Consider the following 16,738-nt stretch of genomic DNA (forward strand, 5'->3'; position numbering starts at 1 on the left):
GCCCCGAACTCATCGGCGCCCGATAAGGCATCTGCCCGATCCCGGCCGGGGGCCTCAGCACGAGCATCGGCCGCATGGCAACGACGATCGGACGTGTCCTGCGGGACCGCAACGCGGGGCTCTGCCTGGGGGCGGTCGTGGTCTCCGGCTTCGGGAGCTCCGCGATGACGCTGGTGTCGGGCATCTGGGTGAAGGAGCTGACCGGCTCCGACGGCCTCGCCGCCCTGTGCGCCCTCGCCCTGTGGGCCCCGCTGCTGTTCGGCCCCCTCCTCGGCACGCTCGCCGACCGCACCCGCGGGCGGCCGCTGCTCGTCGCCGTGAACGCGGGGCTCGGGGTGCTGCTGCTCGCGCTGCTCCGGGTGGATTCGGCGGCGTGGCTGTGGCTGCTCTTCGCGGTCCTCGTGGTGTACGGGGCGTGCGGCGTCGTCACCGACGCGGCGGAGGCGGCGCTGGTGGCGGGGGCGGTCGGCAGGGATCTGCTCGGTGACTTCAATGGCCTTCGGATGGCCGCGAACGAGGGCATGAAGCTGCTCGCGCCGCTCGCCGGTGCCGCCGTCTTCGCCTCCTGGGGCGGGCCCCGCGTGGCGCTGCTCGACGCCGTCACCTTCGTCCTCGCGGGTGGCATGTTCGCGCTGCTGCGGGTGTCCGAGGGCCGCCCGGCGCCCGACCCCGAGGGGTGGCGGGAGCGCACCGCGCGCGGTGCCCGCCACCTGTGGGGTGACGCGCGACTGCGTCCGCTGGTGGTCGCGGGCGGGCTCACCATGCTGTCGTCGGGGCTCGGCGGCGCCCTAGTGTACGCGATCGTCGAGGCACTGGGGCACTCCCCCACGTACACGAGCGTGCTGTACGTCGCACAGGGCGTCGGGTCCGTCGCCGTCGGGCTCGCCTCGGGTGCCCTGATGCGGCGGTTCGGCGGGCGGCGGTTCGCGGGCGCCGGGATCGCGCTGACCGGCGTTTCGGCGGTGCTGAACGCGCTGCCCTGGGACGCGGCGGTCCTCGCGGGCAGCGTCGCCAACGGGGTGGGGCTGCCGTGCGTGCTCGTCGCCGCGCTCACTGCCGTGCAGCGCGAGACGCCCGGGGAGCTGGTGGGGCGGGTGGCCGCCACCGCGAACACGCTGATGTTCACGCCGACGGCGATCGGCATCGTGCTGGGCGCGGCGCTCGTCGAACTCGTCGAACTCCGGCTGCTGCTCTGCGTCCTGGCAGGGGCACGGCTGCTGATCGCCGCGCCCCTGCTGCGAGCCGTCTCCGCGCCCGCTACTTCACGCCCGCCCACCGCTTGATCGTCGCGATGGCGCGGGACTGCTGGGGTTCGGGGAGTTTGGCGATGGTGGCGCCGTGGTTGGCGCCCGGGACCTCGTAGAGGTAGGAGTCGCGGTGGCTGGGGCGGAAGCGTTCGGCGCTCCAGGGGTCGTTCTCGCCGTAGATGAACATCATGCGCTGGCCGCGGGTTTTTACCCAGCGGTCCACGTCGGCGATGATGCTGTTGTTGTAGGAGCCGCGCATGGCGGGGGGCAGGACGGAGTTCGGCTGGTAGATGTCGGGGTAGTGGCGGACACCCTTGAGGTGCTTGAACTTCAGGTCGGCCCAGCCGAGTTGGGTGGCGGCCTGGCGGTAGTAGGGGCCGGTGGTGTGCTCGCCGAGTTCGGCGTCGTGGTAGACGCTCAGGCCGTGCTTCTTGGACCAGTCGTACAGCTCGTCGTCGCCGACGGTCTTGGCGTCGGGCACGGTCGGGCAGTCGGCGACGGTGCCGGACTGCCAGAAGTTCCACACCTGGTCGAGGACGGCGAACTCGTAGGCACGGTCGGTGGTGCCGAGGGTCTCGTGGAAGGTCTGGCCGTTCGCCTTCGCGTCGGCCTCGAACTTGGGCAGGAGCGCGTCGCGGCGCACCAGCATCTCGCGCTGCACGGCGTTCAGGGCGGTGCGGCACTCCTTGGTGCCGACGGTGCGGAAGAAGCGTTCGTAGCCGCTGTCGTCCCGGTTGTTCGCGTCGTTGGGCGCCACGAACGCGACGACCGCGTCCAGGTCGTCGGGGTAGAAGCGCTCGTGGTACGTGGCGGTCATGCCGCCCTTGCTGCCGCCCGTGCCGAGCCACTTGCCCTTCTCGATGGTGCGCAGGGCCCGGGTGATGCGGTGTTCGTCGGCCGCCTCCTGCTGGACGGTGAGCTTGGTCCAGTCGCGGCCGTCGGCGCCGGAGGGCCGGGACTGCTCGAAGTAGCGGTGTTCCAGGCTGACCTGGTTGGCGTCGATCAGCTTGGTGAGGGCCGTGGTGTTCTGGGCGAGGGTGTAGCCGCCGGTGTAGAGGACGGTCGGCTTGTCGGTGGCCTTGTGCCAGAGGGACAGGCGCTGGGTGAAGGTGCCGCCGTGCGGGCGCCGGTGGTCGACGGGCTGGCGGTAGGTCAGGGAGTAGAGGGGGTGGCCCTCCTTGTCCGTGACGGAGACGACGGTCATGCCCGGGATGTTCTCGAGCTGTTCGCGGATGTCGGCGGACGTGGACGGCCGGTTCCCGGTGACCGCGGATGTGTACGGCTGATTCCCGGTGACCGCGGACGAGTGGGTTTCGGCCGCGTCGGACGGGCGGGGGCCGGTCTGCGCGGCCGCGGGCGCGGTGGTCGCGAGCACCGCCGCACCCGCCGTGAGGCCGGCGCAGACCAGCGCGGATATCCCCTTGTTGCGCACCTTGTCTCCTCTGAGTCCTGCCGCGAAAGCGTGGGCCCTGCCCCCGGGAGCGGCGTGTGGTGCGCGGATCGTAGCCGGTGTCAGCCGCTGCGCGACAGGGCCTTTCCGACCAGGGCGAGGTCCTCGTCCGAGGCCAACCCGGCATGGTAAAGCCGCAGTTCAGTGGCGCCGAGCCGGGCCGCGCGCCGGGCGTCGTCGGCGAGCGTGGCGGGGCTGCCGCCCATGCCTCGTACGACCGTGAGGTTGGCGGCGATGACGGTGTCCTCCCCGGCGTGGGCGGTGAACGGCGCCAGCGGTTCGGGGCCCTGGGCGCAGGGCACGACCACGCCGTCGGCCACGGCCAGGATGTGCCGCGGGTCCACTCCGGCGTTCGCCCCGCAGTGGTACGTCACCGGGTCGGCGTGCAGAAGCACTTGGAAGCCGCCGGGAGCCGCCGCGCGCACGGCACCGACCGCGGCTTCCTGGAGCGCGCGGGCGCTCTCCTCCCGCCAGGCCAGCGTGACCGCAGCCCTCTCGGCGCCGAGGAGCTTCTCGACGCCCGCCCACCCGGACGCGGCGGCCGCGCCCCGCCACACCGGTTCGAGGGCGAGGCACACGGCCGCCGCCAGCTCGTCCGGGTCCTGCCCCTGCCGGGCGTACCCGGCACGGCAGTCGGCACAGAAGCACAGCGACATCAGGTACTGGCCGGCCTCGCCGAGGCCCACCCCCGCGATCTTGTCGTGGGCGTGCAGATGCGCCAGGCCGTACCAGCCGCACGACTCCAGCTCGGTACCGCCCGCGCCGGGCCGGACGGCGGCCTCCGCGGCGAGGTCGACGAGGTAGGCGCGGGTGGCGGGCCGCGCGACGCAGGGCGCCCACGCGTAACGGTCGCCGTAGGCGTTCACGACCGACGTCTCCGGATGCTCGGCACCCATACGGGAGTTGTGGGCGAGGACCACCCAGGTGTGCACGTCGAGCCCGGCCGCGGCGAGGGCATCGGCGGCCTGCCCGTAGGCGTCACCGGGGGCCCAGTCCCCGGCCGGGTGGGGGCGCAGGGCGCGGCCCCACCAGCGCTCGCCGGGCTCGTACAGAACAGCGGCGTACGACGCGGTGACCACGCGGTGGCGCGGATGGCGGGGGGTGAGCGCGCGGGTGGAGTGGTACGCCGCGGCGAGCGTCACCTGCCGCACGCCGAGGTCGGCGATCCGCGCGGGCGCGGCCGGGTCGCCGACGACGTCCCACGGGTAGAGGAACGCGGACGCCTTCACACGCCCTCCCGCAGCAACGACCGGCCGTGCTCGATGAGTTCGGCGAGCCGCTTGACGTGGTCGTCGGACGGCTCGTGCAGCGGCGGCCGCACCCCGCCCACGTCGAGCCCCGCGAGCCGCACGCCCGCCTTGACGAGGGAGACCGCGTAGCCCCGGCCCTGCTGGCGCAGCTCGACGAAGGGCCGGTAGAAGCCGTCGATGAGGCGTTCCGCCGTCTCGTCGTCGCCGGAGTTCAGAGCCTTGTGGAAGGCGAGCGCGAGGTCGGGCGCGAAGCAGAAGACGGCCGACGAGTAGAGGCTCACGCCGATGCCGCGGTAGGCGAGGCCGGTCAGCTCGGCGGTGGGAAGGCCGTTGAAGTACAGGAACTCGCCCGGAACTTCGGTGCGTACGGCGCTGACGATGCGCTGCATCAGGTCGAGGTCGCCGAGGCCGTCCTTGAAGCCGATGATGCCGTCCGCGCGGGCGAACTCGACGACCGTCTCGGGCGTGAAGACGGCGTTGTCGCGCTGGTAGACGATGACGTCGAGCGAGGTGGCCGCGGCCAGTTCGGTGTAGTGCCGGATCAGGCCCTCCTGCGCGGCGACCACGAGGTACGGCGGCATGGCGAGCAGCCCGTCGGCGCCCGCCTCCTCCGCCAGCTTCGCGTACCGCACGGCGAGCGCGGTGCCGTATCCGGCGCCCGCGACCACCGGGACGCGGCCCGCGGTCTCCTCGACGGCGGCCGCGACGAGCCGCTGGAACTCCTCGGGGGTGAGCGCGTGGAACTCGCCCGTGCCGCAGCAGGCGAACACCGCGGCCGCGCCCGCCTCCACGCCCGCGCGCACATGCGTACGGAACGTCTCGATGTCCACGGAGCCGTCGGCCCCGTACGGAGTGACGGGGAAGAACAGCGGTCCGCTGGGAACGCGGAGCCGAGAGGCGAGAGGGGCTGACGTCACGGGCGCTCCCTAGCGTGCACGTTTCTGATTCATGTCTACATCCCTGAACGCGCCCACGCTAGGCCGCCGAGCCGGGCCGGTCAAGCGGGCAAACCCGCAACTCAGGAGCGGATTCACCGACTCCGCGCCACACTTGACTCCTGGGCGCGGCGCTCCCTAGCGTGTCCACGAATGTGAATCGCATACATGAACGCGTACGAGGAGATCACCGTATGCCCGCTCCCCGCACTGTCCTGCTGACCGGCGCCGCCGGTGGCCTCGGCACTCTGATGCGGGGACTTCTGCCCGCGTACGGCTACGACCTCAGGCTGCTCGACGTTCGGCCAGTCGAAGGTGAACCCGACGCCCGCACGGTGGACCTCGCCGACCGGGACGCCCTGCGCGAGGCGGTGCGCGGCGTCGACGCCGTCCTCCATCTCGCCGGGATCTCCCTGGAGTCCACCTTCGACAAGATCCTCAAGGCGAACATCGAGGGCCTGCACAACCTCTACGAGGCGGTGCGCGAGGAGGGCGTCCCGCGCGTCGTCTTCGCCTCCTCCAACCACGCCGTGGGCTTCACGCCGCGGCCGGTGGGCGACGATCCGCTGATCCCGGTGGACACGCCGCGCAGGCCCGACACCTTCTACGGCCTGTCGAAGGCCTTCGGCGAGGATCTGGCGCAGTTCTACTGGGACAAGCACGGCGTCGAGACGGTGTCCGTGCGGATCGGGTCCTGCTTCCTGGAGCCCGCGAACGTCCGGATGCTGTCGGTGTGGATGTCGCCGGGCGACGGGGCGCGGCTCTTCCACGCGGCCCTCACCGCGCCGGACGTCGGGCACACCGTGGTGTACGGCTCGTCGGCCAACACCCGGCTGTGGTGGGACCTGTCGTCCGCGCGAGCGCTCGGCTACGAACCCCAGGACGACTCCGAGCAGTTCGCGGAGAAGCTGGTCGCCGAGCACGGCGAGCTGGACCCCGACAACCCCGACCACACCTACCTGGGCGGCCACTTCTGCACGAATCCGCCAGTGTGGCCATATTGAGCTCTCCCTGACGGCTGTCGGGCTCATCCTTGGAGTTGACGGTTCCGTACGCCTGCGGGCGGGCGCGGGTCAGCCCGCGGGGCGACGTGCGCCGATCCGCCGCTCGCTAGCGTGAGTTGCCATGACACGAACCCGAACCGTCGTGCGCGGGCTTGCCGTCGCCGCCGCGATCGCCCTGGCGCTGTCCGTGCCGCTCCCGGCCACGGCCCTCGCGCAGACCGCCCCCGCCACCCCGGCCGCCGCGACCGTCACGGCAGCCGCGGACACGACCGCCTCCCGGCCCCAACTCCCGCGTCCCACCGGCCGGTTCGCGGTCGGCCGCGACACCCTGCACCTGGTCGACAAGAGCCGCGAGGACCCCTGGGTGCCCGCGGCCGGGGCGCGGGAGCTGATGGCGTCGATGTACTACCCGGCGCGGGCGGCGGGCGGCAGGCCCACCGCGTACACCTCCGAGGCGGCGGCCCGCGAGCTGCTGAAGCACTTCGAGCTCGACGGGCAGGTCACGGCCGCCGATTACGGCTCGACGCGCACCTACGCCCGCACCGGGGCGCCCGCCGCGCGGGGCAAGTTCCCCCTCGTCGTGCTCTCCCCCGGCTTCACCGCGCCGCGCTCGACCCTGACGAACCTCGCCGAGGACCTGGCGAGCAGGGGGTACGTGGTCGCGACGGTCGACCACGCCTATGAGGCGGCGGGCGCGGAGTTCAGCGGCGGGCGCGTGCTGCCCTGCGTCGGCTGCAAGGACGGCGGGGGCGACTCGGGTCCGCGCATCACCGAGGGCCGGGCCAAGGACCTGTCGTACGTACTTGACCGGCTCGTCGGCGGCAGGACGGGCGAGGCGACCTGGCGGCACTCCGGCATGATCGACGGCAAGCGGATCGGGATGGGCGGGCACTCCATCGGCGGCGCCGCCACGGCCACCCTGATGGCCACCGACCGGCGGGTGCGGGCGGGCATGAACATGGACGGCGGCTTCCACATCAGGCCGCACGGCATCGAGCGCCCCTTCCTGCTCCTCGGCACCGAGTCCACGGCAAGCCCGGACGGGCCCTACAACTGGGCCGAGGCGTGGCCCGGCCTCGAGGGCTGGAAGCGGTGGCTGACCGTGGCCGGGTCCGGGCACTTCACGTTCACCGACGCACCGGTCGTCTTCGGCCAGCTCGGCGTGGACGACCCCGAGGCCCCGATCACGGGCACCCGCGCCGAACGGATCACCCGCGCGTACATCGGCGCGTTCTTCGAGCGGCACCTGCGCGGCGTCGGCCAGCCGCTGCTCGACGGGCCGACGTCCGCCCACCCCGAGGTCGGTTTCCACCGGCCCTGACGGGACCCGACGAGACCGGGACCCGACAGGACCCGACAGGACCCGACGGGCACGGACCGTCGGACCGTCGGACTTCCCGACCGTTCATTTCCGGCCGCCCGATCACCGATCGGGCGGCAAACGGGCAGCACGGGCCGATCATCGGGCACATGATCGGCCCGTCCCGCAGGCAGTCGCCCCGGCAAACGGGCGGATCCGGGCATCATCGGGCCCGGCGTGCGCCTGGCCAGCCCCTTCCCCGCGCTGTAGAAACTTCCCACAGGCCCGAACGGGCAGCACAGTGGATCTGTGCGAGCGAAGTCTCCGGGGAAGAGGTGGCGCCCATGACGGCGGAGGAACGCCAGCGGCAGATCGTGCGCGCGGCCCGCCACTCGGGGTCCGTCGACGTCACCGTCCTCGCGGCCGAGCTCGGCGTCGCCAAGGAGACCGTGCGCCGCGATCTGCGCGCCCTGGAGGACCACGGCCTGGTCCGGCGCACCCACGGCGGCGCCTACCCGGTGGAGAGCGCCGGTTTCGAGACGACGCTCGCCTTCCGTACGACGATGCACGTGCCGGAGAAGCGCCGGATCGCGGCCGCCGCCGCCGAGCAGCTCGGCGACGCCGAGACCGTCTTCATCGACGAGGGCTTCACCCCCCAGCTCATCGCCGAGGCCCTGCCCAAGAACCGGCCGCTGACCGTGGTCACCGCCTCGCTCGCGACCGCGGGCGTGCTCGCCGAGTCGGAGCACGTGACCGTGCTGCTGCTCGGCGGCCGGGTGCGGGCCGGGACGCTCGCGACCGTCGACCACTGGACGACCCGCATGCTCGCGGGCTTCGTCATCGACCTGGCGTTCATCGGCGCCAACGGCATCTCCCGCGAACACGGCCTCACCACCCCCGACCCCGCCGTCAGCGAGGTGAAGGCGCAGGCCATGCGCGCCTCGCGGCGGACCGTGTTCACGGGCGTGCACACCAAGTTCGGGGCGACGAGCTTCTGCCGGTTCGCGGGCGTGGGCGACCTGGAGTCCATCGTCACCAACACGCAGCTGCCCGCCTCCGAGGCGCACCGCTACTCCCTGCAGGGCCCGCAGGTCATCCGGGTCTGACCGCCCGGGCACCGGCCCGACAACCGCTTCCCGCCCGTCTCCCACCCGCTCGTCCTCCGCACACCGGCTCCCCACATGGCCGCCGGTGCGGCACCGCACACCCTCAAGTGCCCCGTGTCACCCCGTCCCCCATCCCCCACCCCCTCCTCTGTCCCCACTGTTCAGGAGCGATTCATGCGAACCCAGAGCCGACGGAGGCCGCGGCGCCTGCTCGTCGCGACCGCCGCAGGGACGCTGCTCACCCCGCTGCTCGCCGGCTGCTGGGCCGGGGCGGGCGGGACCGGTTCCGGCGGCGACTCCATCAACGTACTGATGGTGAACAACCCGCAGATGGTGGAGTTGCAGAAGCTCACCGCCGCCCACTTCACCAAGGAGACGGGCATCAAGGTGAACTTCACCGTGCTGCCCGAGAACGACGTCCGCGACAAGATCAGCCAGGACTTCGCCAACCAGGCGGGCCAGTACGACGTGGCGACGCTCAGCAACTACGAGATCCCCATCTACGCCAAGAACAGCTGGCTGCGCGACCTCGGGCCCTACACCCGCAAGGACCGCGCGTTCGACCAGCGCGACATCCTGCCGCCGATGCGCCAGTCCCTCACCGGTGAGGACGGCAAGCTCTACGGACAGCCCTTCTACGGAGAGTCGTCGTTCTTGATGTACCGCAAGGACGTCTTCAAGAAGAAGGGCCTGACCATGCCGGAGAAGCCCACCTGGCAGCAGGTCGCGGACCTCGCCGCCGAGGTGGACGGCGCCGAGAAGGGCATGAAGGGCATCTGTCTGCGCGGGCTTCCCGGCTGGGGCGAGGTCATGGCGCCGCTGACGACCGTCGTCAACACCTTCGGGGGCACCTGGTTCGACAAGGACTGGAAGGCGCGCCTGGACTCCCCCGAGTTCGAGAAGGCGACCCGCTTCTACGTGGACCTCGTGCGCGAGCACGGCGAGTCCGGAGCGGCCCAGTCCGGGTACGCGGAGTGCCTGAACAACCTCACCCAGGGCAAGACCGCCATGTGGTATGACGCCACGGCCGCGGCCGGCTCCCTGGAGGCCGCCAAGTCCCCGGTCAAGGGCAAGATCGGCTACGTACCGGCGCCGGTGGAGAGGACGGAGAGCTCCGGGTGGCTCTACACCTGGGCGTGGGGCCTGCAGAAGGCCTCGAAGAACCCCGACAAGGCCTGGAAGTTCATCTCGTGGGCGTCCAGCAAGGAGTACGAGAACCTCGTCGGCGAGAAGATCGGCTGGTCCAACGTGCCCGCGGGCAAGCGCGCTTCGACGTACGAGAACCCGAAGTACCGCGAGGAGGCCGCCGCCTTCCAGGGCGTCATGCGCGCCGCGATCTCCGATGCCCGCCCGCGCGATCCGGGCGTGCAGCCCCGGCCCGCGCCCGGCATCCAGTTCGTCGGCATCCCCGAGTTCACCGACCTCGGCACCCGGGTCTCGCAGGAGATCAGCGCGGCCATCGCCGGACGCCAGTCCGTCGAGTCGGCCCTGGAGAAGTCCCAGAAGCTCGCCGAGAAGATCTCCGAGGAGTACGAGGGACGATGACCGCCACGACAAGCACCACCGTCACGCACGCGCGCGTGCCCTCGTCCGCACGGCGCCCCTCGGGAAGGCTGCGCGCCTGGGCCACCCGGGCGCCCCTGCTGCCCGCCCTGATCTTCATGATCGCCGTGACCCAGCTGCCGTTCGTGGCCACGCTGGTGATCTCCTTCTTCGACTGGAACGCGCTCTACCCGGACGCCCGCAGCTTCACAGGACTCGCCAACTACCAAGAGGTCCTCACGGACGCCGACCTGCGCAAGTCCGTGTGGACGACGATCCTGCTCACCGCGACGGTCGTCCTCGCGAGCCTCGTCATCGGCCTCGGCCTCGCCCTCCTCCTCGACCGGAAGTTCCGCGGCCGGGGCGTGGTGCGCACGCTGCTGATCGCGCCGTTCCTGCTGGTGCCCGTGGCCGCGGCGCTGCTGTGGAAGCACGTGCTCTACAACCCCGAGTACGGCCTCTTCAACGGCATCCTGCACTGGGTCGGCGGCGACGGCGCGACGCAGCCCGACTGGATCTCCAACACCCCGCTGATCGCCATCGAGCTGTCCCTGATCTGGCAGTGGACGCCGTTCATGATGCTGATCCTGCTCGCCGGGCTGCAGAGCCGCGACACCGAGCTCATCGAGGCGGCCCGCATGGACGGCGCGAGCAACTGGCAGGTCTTCCGCCACCTCACGCTGCCGCACCTGCGCCGCTATCTCGAACTGGGCGCCCTGCTCGGCTCGATCTACATCGTGCAGAACTTCGACGCGGTCTTCACGATCACATCCGGCGGCCTCGGCACCGCGAACCTGCCCTACACCGTCTACCAGAGCTTCTACCAGGCCCACGAGAACGGCCTGGCGTCCGCCGCCGGTGTGCTCGTCGTCATCGGCTCGATCATCATCGCGACCTTCGCGCTCCGCGTGGTGTCGTCCCTCTTCCGTGAGGAGGTGTCCCGCGCATGAGCGCCGCGACGACGCAGGAGACCGTACAGACGCAAGGGCCCCGCACACCGAAGGTGTTCCGCGCGCGCACCAAGGGAGCGGGCCTCGGCCTCGTGGCCTGGCTTGCCGGACTCCTCTTCTTCCTGCCCATCGCCTGGATGGCGCTGACGTCCTTCCACTCGGAGGAGGACGCGGCGACCAACCCGCCCTCGGTCGCGGCGTCCCTGACCCTGGACGGCTACCGGGAGTTCTTCGGCTCGGGCGGCGGCGCGAGCCCCTGGCCCTCGCTCATCAACTCCTTGGTGGCGTCGACGGCTTCGACCCTGCTCGTGCTGGTCCTCGCCCTCCCGGCGGCGTACGCGCTGTCGATCCGCCCGGTGAAGAAGTGGACGGACGTCCTGTTCTTCTTCCTGTCGACGAAGATGCTGCCGGTGGTGGCAGGCCTCCTCCCCATCTACCTCTTCGCCAAGAACACCGACTTCCTCGACAACATCTGGCTCCTGGTCATCCTCTATACGTCGATGAACCTGCCGATCGCCGTCTGGATGATGCAGTCGTTCCTGTCCGAGGTGCCGGTGGCGATCATCGAGGCGGCGCAGATCGACGGCGCGCGCCTGCCGACGATCCTCACGCGCGTGGTGGCCCCCATCGCACTCCCCGGTATCGCGGCCACGTCCTTGATCTGCTTCATCTTCAGCTGGAACGAACTGCTCTTCGCCCGAGTCCTGACGGGGGTGGTCGCGCAGACGGCCCCCGTCTTCCTGACCGGCTTCATCACCAGCCAGGGCCTGTTCCTCGCCAAGGTGTGCGCCGCGTCGCTCGTCATCTCCCTGCCGGTGCTCGCCGCGGGGTTCGCCGCCCAGGACAAGCTGGTCCAGGGTCTGTCGTTGGGAGCCGTCAAGTGAAAGCCGCCATCATCGAGTCCGTCGGCAAGGCCGTGGTCGGCGAGGTCCCCGACCCCACGCCGGGGCCGCGCGACGTGGTCGTCGAAGTCGCCGCGTGCGGTCTTTGCGGGACCGATCTGCACATCCTGCAGGGCGAGTTCGCGCCGACGCTGCCGGTGGTGCCGGGGCACGAGTTCGCCGGCACGGTGGTCGGCGTGGGCACCGCGGTCACGGAGCTGTCCGTGGGCGACCGCGTCGCCGTGGACCCCTCCCTCTACTGCTACGAGTGTCGCTACTGCCGCGACGGCCACAACAACATGTGCGAGCGGTGGGCCGCCATCGGTGTCACCACGGCGGGGGGCGCGGCGCAGTACGCGGTCGCGCCGGTCGCCAACTGCGTACGCCTTCCCGAGCACGTCCGCACCCAGGACGCCGCCCTCATCGAGCCGCTGTCCTGCGCGGTGCGCGGCTACGACGTGCTGCGCTCGCGACTCGGCGCGCACGTCCTCATCTACGGCTCCGGGACCATGGGCCTGATGATGCTGGAGCTCGCCAAGCGGACCGGGGCGGCGAGCGTCGACGTCGTCGACCTCAACGCCGAGCGGCTCGCCACCGCCGAGCAGCTCGGCGTCACCGGGACCGGGGCGAGCGCCGACGATCTTGACCGGCCGCAGGGCTGGGACGTCGTGGTCGACGCGACCGGCAACGCGGCGGCCATCCAGGACGGGCTCGGCCGGGTCGCCAAGGCGGGGACGTTTCTGCAGTTCGGGGTGGCCGACTACGCCACGCGCGTGACGATCGATCCGTACCGGATCTACAACCAGGAGATCACCATCACCGGGTCCATGGCCGTGCTGCACAGCTACGAACGGGCTGCGGAGCTGTTCGCGGCCGGGGTCCTCGACCCCGATGTCTTCATCAGCGATCGGGTGCCGCTGACGCGGTATCCGGAGGCGTTGGGGCAGTTCGCGGCGGGGGTGGGGCGGAAGATTGTGGTGGTGCCGTAGGGGTCCTGCCGGACGGGCTGATATGCGCCGGCACATATCAGCCCGTCCGGCGTTTGAGGACGAGGCGCGGAGCGCCGATAGCGGGGTCCAGGGGCGGCAGCCCCTGGTTACGGGAAGGGGCGGGATTGGGGAGCCACCGGCCCGCAGAATTCCTCCCAGGTAAGGGAACGGCAAAGTCCCCCCGCTCGTTACCCCAGGCATGACAGCTATGACCCCCGGCTCGAACATCCCGCTGACCGCGGCCCGCGTGGCGGTGGACGTCACCGCCCCCGTGCGGCTCGACGTATCGGGCCTGCTGCTCACCGCCGACGGCAAGGTGCGCTCAGACAACGACTTCATCTTCTACAACCAGCCCACAGGCCAGGGAGTGACCTACCGCTCCGGCGGCGGCACGTCCCCGGACGCGATCACGGTCGACACGGCGTCCGTCCCGCCCGGCATCGAGAAGATCGTCGTGACGGCGAGCCCGGACGCCGCGGGCCAGTCCTTCCAGGGCGTGGAGCCCACGGCCACGATCCGCAACGCGGACGACGGCTCGGTCCTCGCCACCTTCACCCCGCCCCAGCTCGGCACGGAGACGGCCCTCGTCATCGTCGAGATCTATCTGCGCAACGGCGCCTGGAAGGCCCGAGCGGTCGGCCAGGGGTACTCCAACGGCCTCGCGGGCATCGCGACGGACTTCGGCGTGACGGTCGAGGAGCCCGCCCCGGCCCCCGCCCCCGTCCAGCCGGCGGCGCCGATGGCTCCCCCGACGGGCCCCCCGGTCCAGGCCCCGCCCCCGCCGACCGCGGACCCCCGCATGGCCCAGCAGCCCCCCGCCCCGCCGGCCGCCCCGGCCGCGCCCGCCCCCGGCGCCGGGAAGATCAACCTGGACAAGGGCCGCGTCAACCTCCAGAAGAACCAGACGGTGTCCCTGGTCAAGGGCGGCCGCCCGCTGCTCTCCCAGGTCAAGATGGGCCTCGGCTGGGAGCCCGCCTTCCGCGGCAAGGACATCGACCTGGACGCCTCGGTGATCGCGTACGGCCCGCAGCGCAACCACATCGACAGCTGCTACTTCGGCAAGCTGAAGATCCTCAAGGGCGCCATCAAGCACTCCGGCGACAACCTGACGGGCGAGGGCGGCGGTGACGACGAGGTGATCGTGGTCGACCTCGGCGCGCTCCCCCAGGACGTCACGGGCCTGGTCTTCACGGTCAACTCCTTCTCCGGCCAGAAGTTCACGGAGGTCGCGAAGGCGTACTGCCGCCTGATCGACGGCGCCACCGGCGAGGAGCTGGTCCGCTTCGACCTGACGAACGCCGAGGCGCAGACGGGCGTGATGATGGCGAAGCTCGTCCGCCAGTTCACGGGCGAGTGGGACATGACGGCCATGGGTGACTTCGTGAAGTCGCGGACGGTGCGCGGCATGGTGAAGCCGGCGGCGCAGGCGCTTTAGCGCTCGGCGCAGCGGTAGCGGAGGAGGGGGCGTGGCGGCCACTGGGTGCGGCTGCCACGCCCCCCTGGCTCGGGTCGGCCTTCCCGCCGTGGGCAAGCGCTCAGCCAAGCTTCGCCAGATGTGCGGAGATGCCCCCTGCGGGTCGGTGGGGGCTGGTCGCGCCCCGCGGCGGAGCCGCAGATCGGTGCGGCCCCGCGCCCCTTACGGGGCCGCGGTACCGCACCCGACTGCAGCAAGACCGCTCAGTCGAACAGCGCGCTGTACGCGTTCAGCGCCGGCTGCCCGCCCAAGTGCGCGTACAGCACCGTGGAGTCCGCCCCGATCTCCCCGCGCCGGACCAGGTCGATGAGGCCCGCCATCGACTTCCCCTCGTACACCGGGTCGGTGACCATCCCCTCCGTGCGGGCCGCGAGGCGCATCGCGTCGAGGGTGGCCTCGTCGGGGATGCCGTACGTCCCGGCGTGATAGCGCTCGTCCAGCTCCACGTCCGCGTCCTCGATCTTCCTTCGTACGCCGATGAGTCCGGCCGTGCCGCGCGCGATCCGCAGGGTCTGCTCGCGGGTGCGGGCGGGCTCGGCGGAGGCGTCGACGCCGATGACGCGACGCGGCCGGGCACCCCAGGCCGCCCCCACCTCGGCCCCGGCGGCCCCCGCCACCTCCGCGGCTTCGGCGTCCTCGGCCAGCGCCGCGAACCCCGCGACCATCCCGGCCTGCGTGGACCCCGTCACCGAGCACACGACGATGGTGTCGAAGTAGACGCCAAGACGCCGCTCCTGCTCGGCGAGCTCCGCCGCCCAGCCCGCGAAGCCGAGGCCGCCGAGGCGGTGTTCGGAGGCGCCCGCCGGGATGGCGTACGGCGTGCCGCCCGCCTCCTCGACCTCCCGTACGGCCCGCTCCCAGCTCTCCTTGACGCCGATGCCGAACCCGGCCCGCACCAGGCGGACGTCGGCGCCCGCGAGACGGCTGATCAGGATGTTGCCGACCTTGTCGTACACGGAGTCCGGCCACTGCACCCAACTCTCCTGGATCAGCACGCACTTGAGCCCGGCGCGGGCCGCGACGGCCGCGACCTGCCGGGTGTGGTTGGACTGCACCCCGCCGACCGACACCAGCGTGTCGCAGCCCTGCGCGAGCGCGTCGGCGACGAGGTACTCCAGCTTGCGGGTCTTGTTGCCGCCGTAGGCGACGCCCGAGTTGCAGTCCTCGCGCTTGGCCCACAGCGCCGGGCCGCCGAGGTGGCGGGTCAGGCGCTCCAGGGGGTGGACGGGCGAGGGGCCGAAGAGCAGCGGGTGGCGGGGGAAGGACTGGAGCGTGGTGGCGAGGGACACGGGGCCTCCTGGGGTGCGCTGCGGCCGGGCCGGCCGCCTGAGACGTCCTGCGGCCGGTCCCGCCCGCAGGGAAGTCCTGCCGGCCGACCGGCCGTCGTACCGTGCGGTCAGCAGCCAGCCTGCGGGCCGGGCAAGCGGCGATCAACCCCCGCGCCCGACCCGACCCCGCCCCCCCCCGCCCGCCGCGCGTCACTCCATCCATGGCCAGTCGGCCGCCCGGCCTCCAGAACTGCACCATCCGCACCACATCAACAGGTGACGATTCCGTTCACCACAATCAGCCTGGACGGACTGACCGAAATTCCGTAGACACGTTTCTCTCCGACAGGAGCAACGCTCTTCACTCGGTCAAGGGCGACCGACTCGTCGTATCCATGCATGTCACTACGTGCTGGCCGTACATGGCGAAGATTGTCGGCCAACCACCGCAGCTTCTCTGCCTTGTAACCAATGCGCAGGTCCAACAGACTGGCCAGGCGGTTCACCGCAAGCGCTCGCGAGACTTCGACACAGAACAGAGGGCGTCGATGGATCACTGCGTAGCCACCGATCCGACGCTCGGATCCACCTCGTGCCGGTGACCGAACGCGCATGCAGCTGGCAACTCCAAACCGCAGTAACGCATCTGACACCTGCTCGGCCAGCCTCGGCGACACGGTGCAATACTCCACTGTGCCATGGAGCGTCCCCTTTCTGTTGGCTCGTTCCCGCACGCACCCATCCGTGTCAATGAGCCCTGACAAGCACCCGATCAGGAACTCGCGGCTCAAGGGAAGGTCAGGCAATTCCTTCCCTTCACAGCGCTGCCCCCAGACCGCGTAGTCGCGCAGCACCTGGGTCAACGGGTTCCGATGGCCGGACCGGTAAGGAAAGCGCATGCGCACGATGGATCCCATGGGGATCTCTCGCACCCCGCAGCCATGGCGTGCGGCAAACGTTCGCATGAATTCCGCAGCCCCGTCTGCGGGATCACAGTGAAACTCAGGAGTGCAAGAGGTCATGCCCCCATCGCCCAGCATCGCCCCCACGAAGTAGCCATCCTCCCGACCTCCCACAGACCCCTGATGATCTGCCGTCAACGGGATAGGCACGCGGTCTCCAATGGCCAACCCCTCGGTCTTCTTCCACTCCCAGGCCTGCCTCCCGGTACGCCGTTGCGTCACCCACGAGTGCTCCCGAATCACCTCGACCATGCGGCCCGAAACAAACTGGATGCGGAATACGGACTCGATGCCGCGTTCGATCCACCCGGCAGGGCGAGTTGGGCGGAGTTGCCCAACAGAGTGATCGCGAGGCCCTTGATTCGGCCCATACCGAACCG

The 16,738-nt window shown here is 71.2% G+C and carries 14 protein-coding genes; 9 read left to right on the forward strand and 5 right to left on the reverse strand.

Annotated elements, in window-relative coordinates; translation table 11 throughout:
• The first annotated feature begins 74 nt into the window (after positions 1–74).
• Positions 75–1,283 (forward strand): MFS transporter, encoded by a 1,209-nt coding sequence (locus IEY91_RS24160; RefSeq protein ID WP_189175672.1) that lies wholly within the window; start codon positions 75–77, stop codon positions 1,281–1,283.
• On the opposite strand, the gene IEY91_RS24165 is transcribed toward IEY91_RS24160, so the two are convergent.
• The 3 genes from IEY91_RS24165 to IEY91_RS24175 all read right to left on the reverse strand — a co-directional run bounded on the left by IEY91_RS24165 (position 1,258) and on the right by IEY91_RS24175 (position 4,864).
• Positions 1,258–2,679, reverse strand: coding sequence for a S28 family serine protease (locus IEY91_RS24165; protein ID WP_189175673.1), 1,422 nt, complete (start codon positions 2,677–2,679; stop codon positions 1,258–1,260). The genes IEY91_RS24160 and IEY91_RS24165 overlap by 26 nt on opposite strands.
• Positions 2,680–2,759: 80 nt before the next feature.
• The gene (locus IEY91_RS24170; RefSeq protein ID WP_189175674.1) at positions 2,760–3,926 is read right to left on the reverse strand and encodes a hypothetical protein; all 1,167 of its coding nucleotides are present in this window, start codon (positions 3,924–3,926) and stop codon (positions 2,760–2,762) included.
• Positions 3,923–4,864 carry a 5-dehydro-4-deoxyglucarate dehydratase gene (locus IEY91_RS24175; protein ID WP_189175675.1) on the reverse strand — a complete coding sequence of 314 codons (942 nt, stop codon included), beginning with the start codon at positions 4,862–4,864 and terminating at the stop codon, positions 3,923–3,925. Before IEY91_RS24175 ends, IEY91_RS24170 begins: the two co-directional genes overlap by 4 nt.
• 212 nt (positions 4,865–5,076) lie before the next feature.
• Here IEY91_RS24175 and IEY91_RS24180 point away from each other — a divergent pair, with 212 nt between their 5' ends.
• The 8 genes from IEY91_RS24180 (at position 5,077) to IEY91_RS24215 (ending at position 14,089) form a co-directional block, all read left to right on the forward strand.
• On the forward strand, positions 5,077–5,886 hold the full coding sequence (locus IEY91_RS24180; protein WP_189175676.1) for an NAD-dependent epimerase/dehydratase family protein: 810 nt from the start codon (positions 5,077–5,079) through the stop codon (positions 5,884–5,886).
• A 121-nt stretch (positions 5,887–6,007) separates the two neighbouring features.
• On the forward strand, positions 6,008–7,207 hold the full coding sequence (locus tag IEY91_RS24185; RefSeq protein WP_189175677.1) for an alpha/beta hydrolase family protein: 1,200 nt from the start codon (positions 6,008–6,010) through the stop codon (positions 7,205–7,207).
• A 323-nt stretch (positions 7,208–7,530) separates the two neighbouring features.
• The gene (locus IEY91_RS24190) at positions 7,531–8,292 is read left to right on the forward strand and encodes a DeoR/GlpR family DNA-binding transcription regulator (protein WP_189175678.1); all 762 of its coding nucleotides are present in this window, start codon (positions 7,531–7,533) and stop codon (positions 8,290–8,292) included.
• Positions 8,293–8,466: 174 nt separating this feature from the next.
• Positions 8,467–9,837, forward strand: a complete 1,371-nt coding sequence (locus IEY91_RS24195) for an ABC transporter substrate-binding protein (RefSeq protein ID WP_189175679.1) — start codon at positions 8,467–8,469, stop codon at positions 9,835–9,837.
• On the forward strand, positions 9,834–10,784 hold the full coding sequence (locus tag IEY91_RS24200) for a carbohydrate ABC transporter permease (protein WP_189175680.1): 951 nt from the start codon (positions 9,834–9,836) through the stop codon (positions 10,782–10,784). The genes IEY91_RS24195 and IEY91_RS24200 overlap by 4 nt, the downstream gene beginning before the upstream one ends.
• Positions 10,781–11,668 (forward strand): carbohydrate ABC transporter permease, encoded by an 888-nt coding sequence (locus IEY91_RS24205; protein WP_229697203.1) that lies wholly within the window; start codon positions 10,781–10,783, stop codon positions 11,666–11,668. The genes IEY91_RS24200 and IEY91_RS24205 overlap by 4 nt, the downstream gene beginning before the upstream one ends.
• Positions 11,665–12,654: a zinc-dependent alcohol dehydrogenase family protein gene (locus IEY91_RS24210; RefSeq protein WP_189175681.1), complete on the forward strand. Its 990-nt coding sequence runs from the start codon at positions 11,665–11,667 to the stop codon at positions 12,652–12,654. Before IEY91_RS24205 ends, IEY91_RS24210 begins: the two co-directional genes overlap by 4 nt.
• Before the next feature lie 208 nt (positions 12,655–12,862).
• Positions 12,863–14,089 (forward strand): TerD family protein, encoded by a 1,227-nt coding sequence (locus IEY91_RS24215; RefSeq protein WP_189175825.1) that lies wholly within the window; start codon positions 12,863–12,865, stop codon positions 14,087–14,089.
• A 242-nt stretch (positions 14,090–14,331) separates the two neighbouring features.
• On the opposite strand, the gene IEY91_RS24220 is transcribed toward IEY91_RS24215, so the two are convergent.
• Both IEY91_RS24220 and IEY91_RS24225 read right to left on the reverse strand, forming a co-directional pair.
• A complete protein-coding gene (locus IEY91_RS24220) occupies positions 14,332–15,417 on the reverse strand; it encodes a 1-aminocyclopropane-1-carboxylate deaminase (protein WP_189175682.1) in 1,086 nt (361 codons plus the stop codon).
• A 248-nt stretch (positions 15,418–15,665) separates the two neighbouring features.
• Positions 15,666–16,313 (reverse strand): LAGLIDADG family homing endonuclease, encoded by a 648-nt coding sequence (locus IEY91_RS24225; RefSeq protein ID WP_164326017.1) that lies wholly within the window; start codon positions 16,311–16,313, stop codon positions 15,666–15,668.
• Positions 16,314–16,738 lie beyond the last annotated feature (425 nt).

The organism is Streptomyces lasiicapitis, assembly GCF_014646335.1.
Classification (GTDB): domain Bacteria; phylum Actinomycetota; class Actinomycetes; order Streptomycetales; family Streptomycetaceae; genus Streptomyces; species Streptomyces lasiicapitis.

Coding starts and splice junctions, on each gene's coding strand:
- IEY91_RS24190 (WP_189175678.1), top strand. CDS start 7,531: ATGACGGCGGAGGAACGCCAGCGGCAGATCGTGCGCGCGGCCCGCCAC.
- IEY91_RS24225 (WP_164326017.1), bottom strand. CDS start 16,313: ATGGGATCCATCGTGCGCATGCGCTTTCCTTACCGGTCCGGCCATCGG.
- IEY91_RS24200 (WP_189175680.1), top strand. CDS start 9,834: ATGACCGCCACGACAAGCACCACCGTCACGCACGCGCGCGTGCCCTCG.
- IEY91_RS24195 (WP_189175679.1), top strand. CDS start 8,467: ATGCGAACCCAGAGCCGACGGAGGCCGCGGCGCCTGCTCGTCGCGACC.
- IEY91_RS24205 (WP_229697203.1), top strand. CDS start 10,781: ATGAGCGCCGCGACGACGCAGGAGACCGTACAGACGCAAGGGCCCCGC.
- IEY91_RS24215 (WP_189175825.1), top strand. CDS start 12,863: ATGACCCCCGGCTCGAACATCCCGCTGACCGCGGCCCGCGTGGCGGTG.
- IEY91_RS24185 (WP_189175677.1), top strand. CDS start 6,008: ATGACACGAACCCGAACCGTCGTGCGCGGGCTTGCCGTCGCCGCCGCG.
- IEY91_RS24160 (WP_189175672.1), top strand. CDS start 75: ATGGCAACGACGATCGGACGTGTCCTGCGGGACCGCAACGCGGGGCTC.
- IEY91_RS24180 (WP_189175676.1), top strand. CDS start 5,077: ATGCCCGCTCCCCGCACTGTCCTGCTGACCGGCGCCGCCGGTGGCCTC.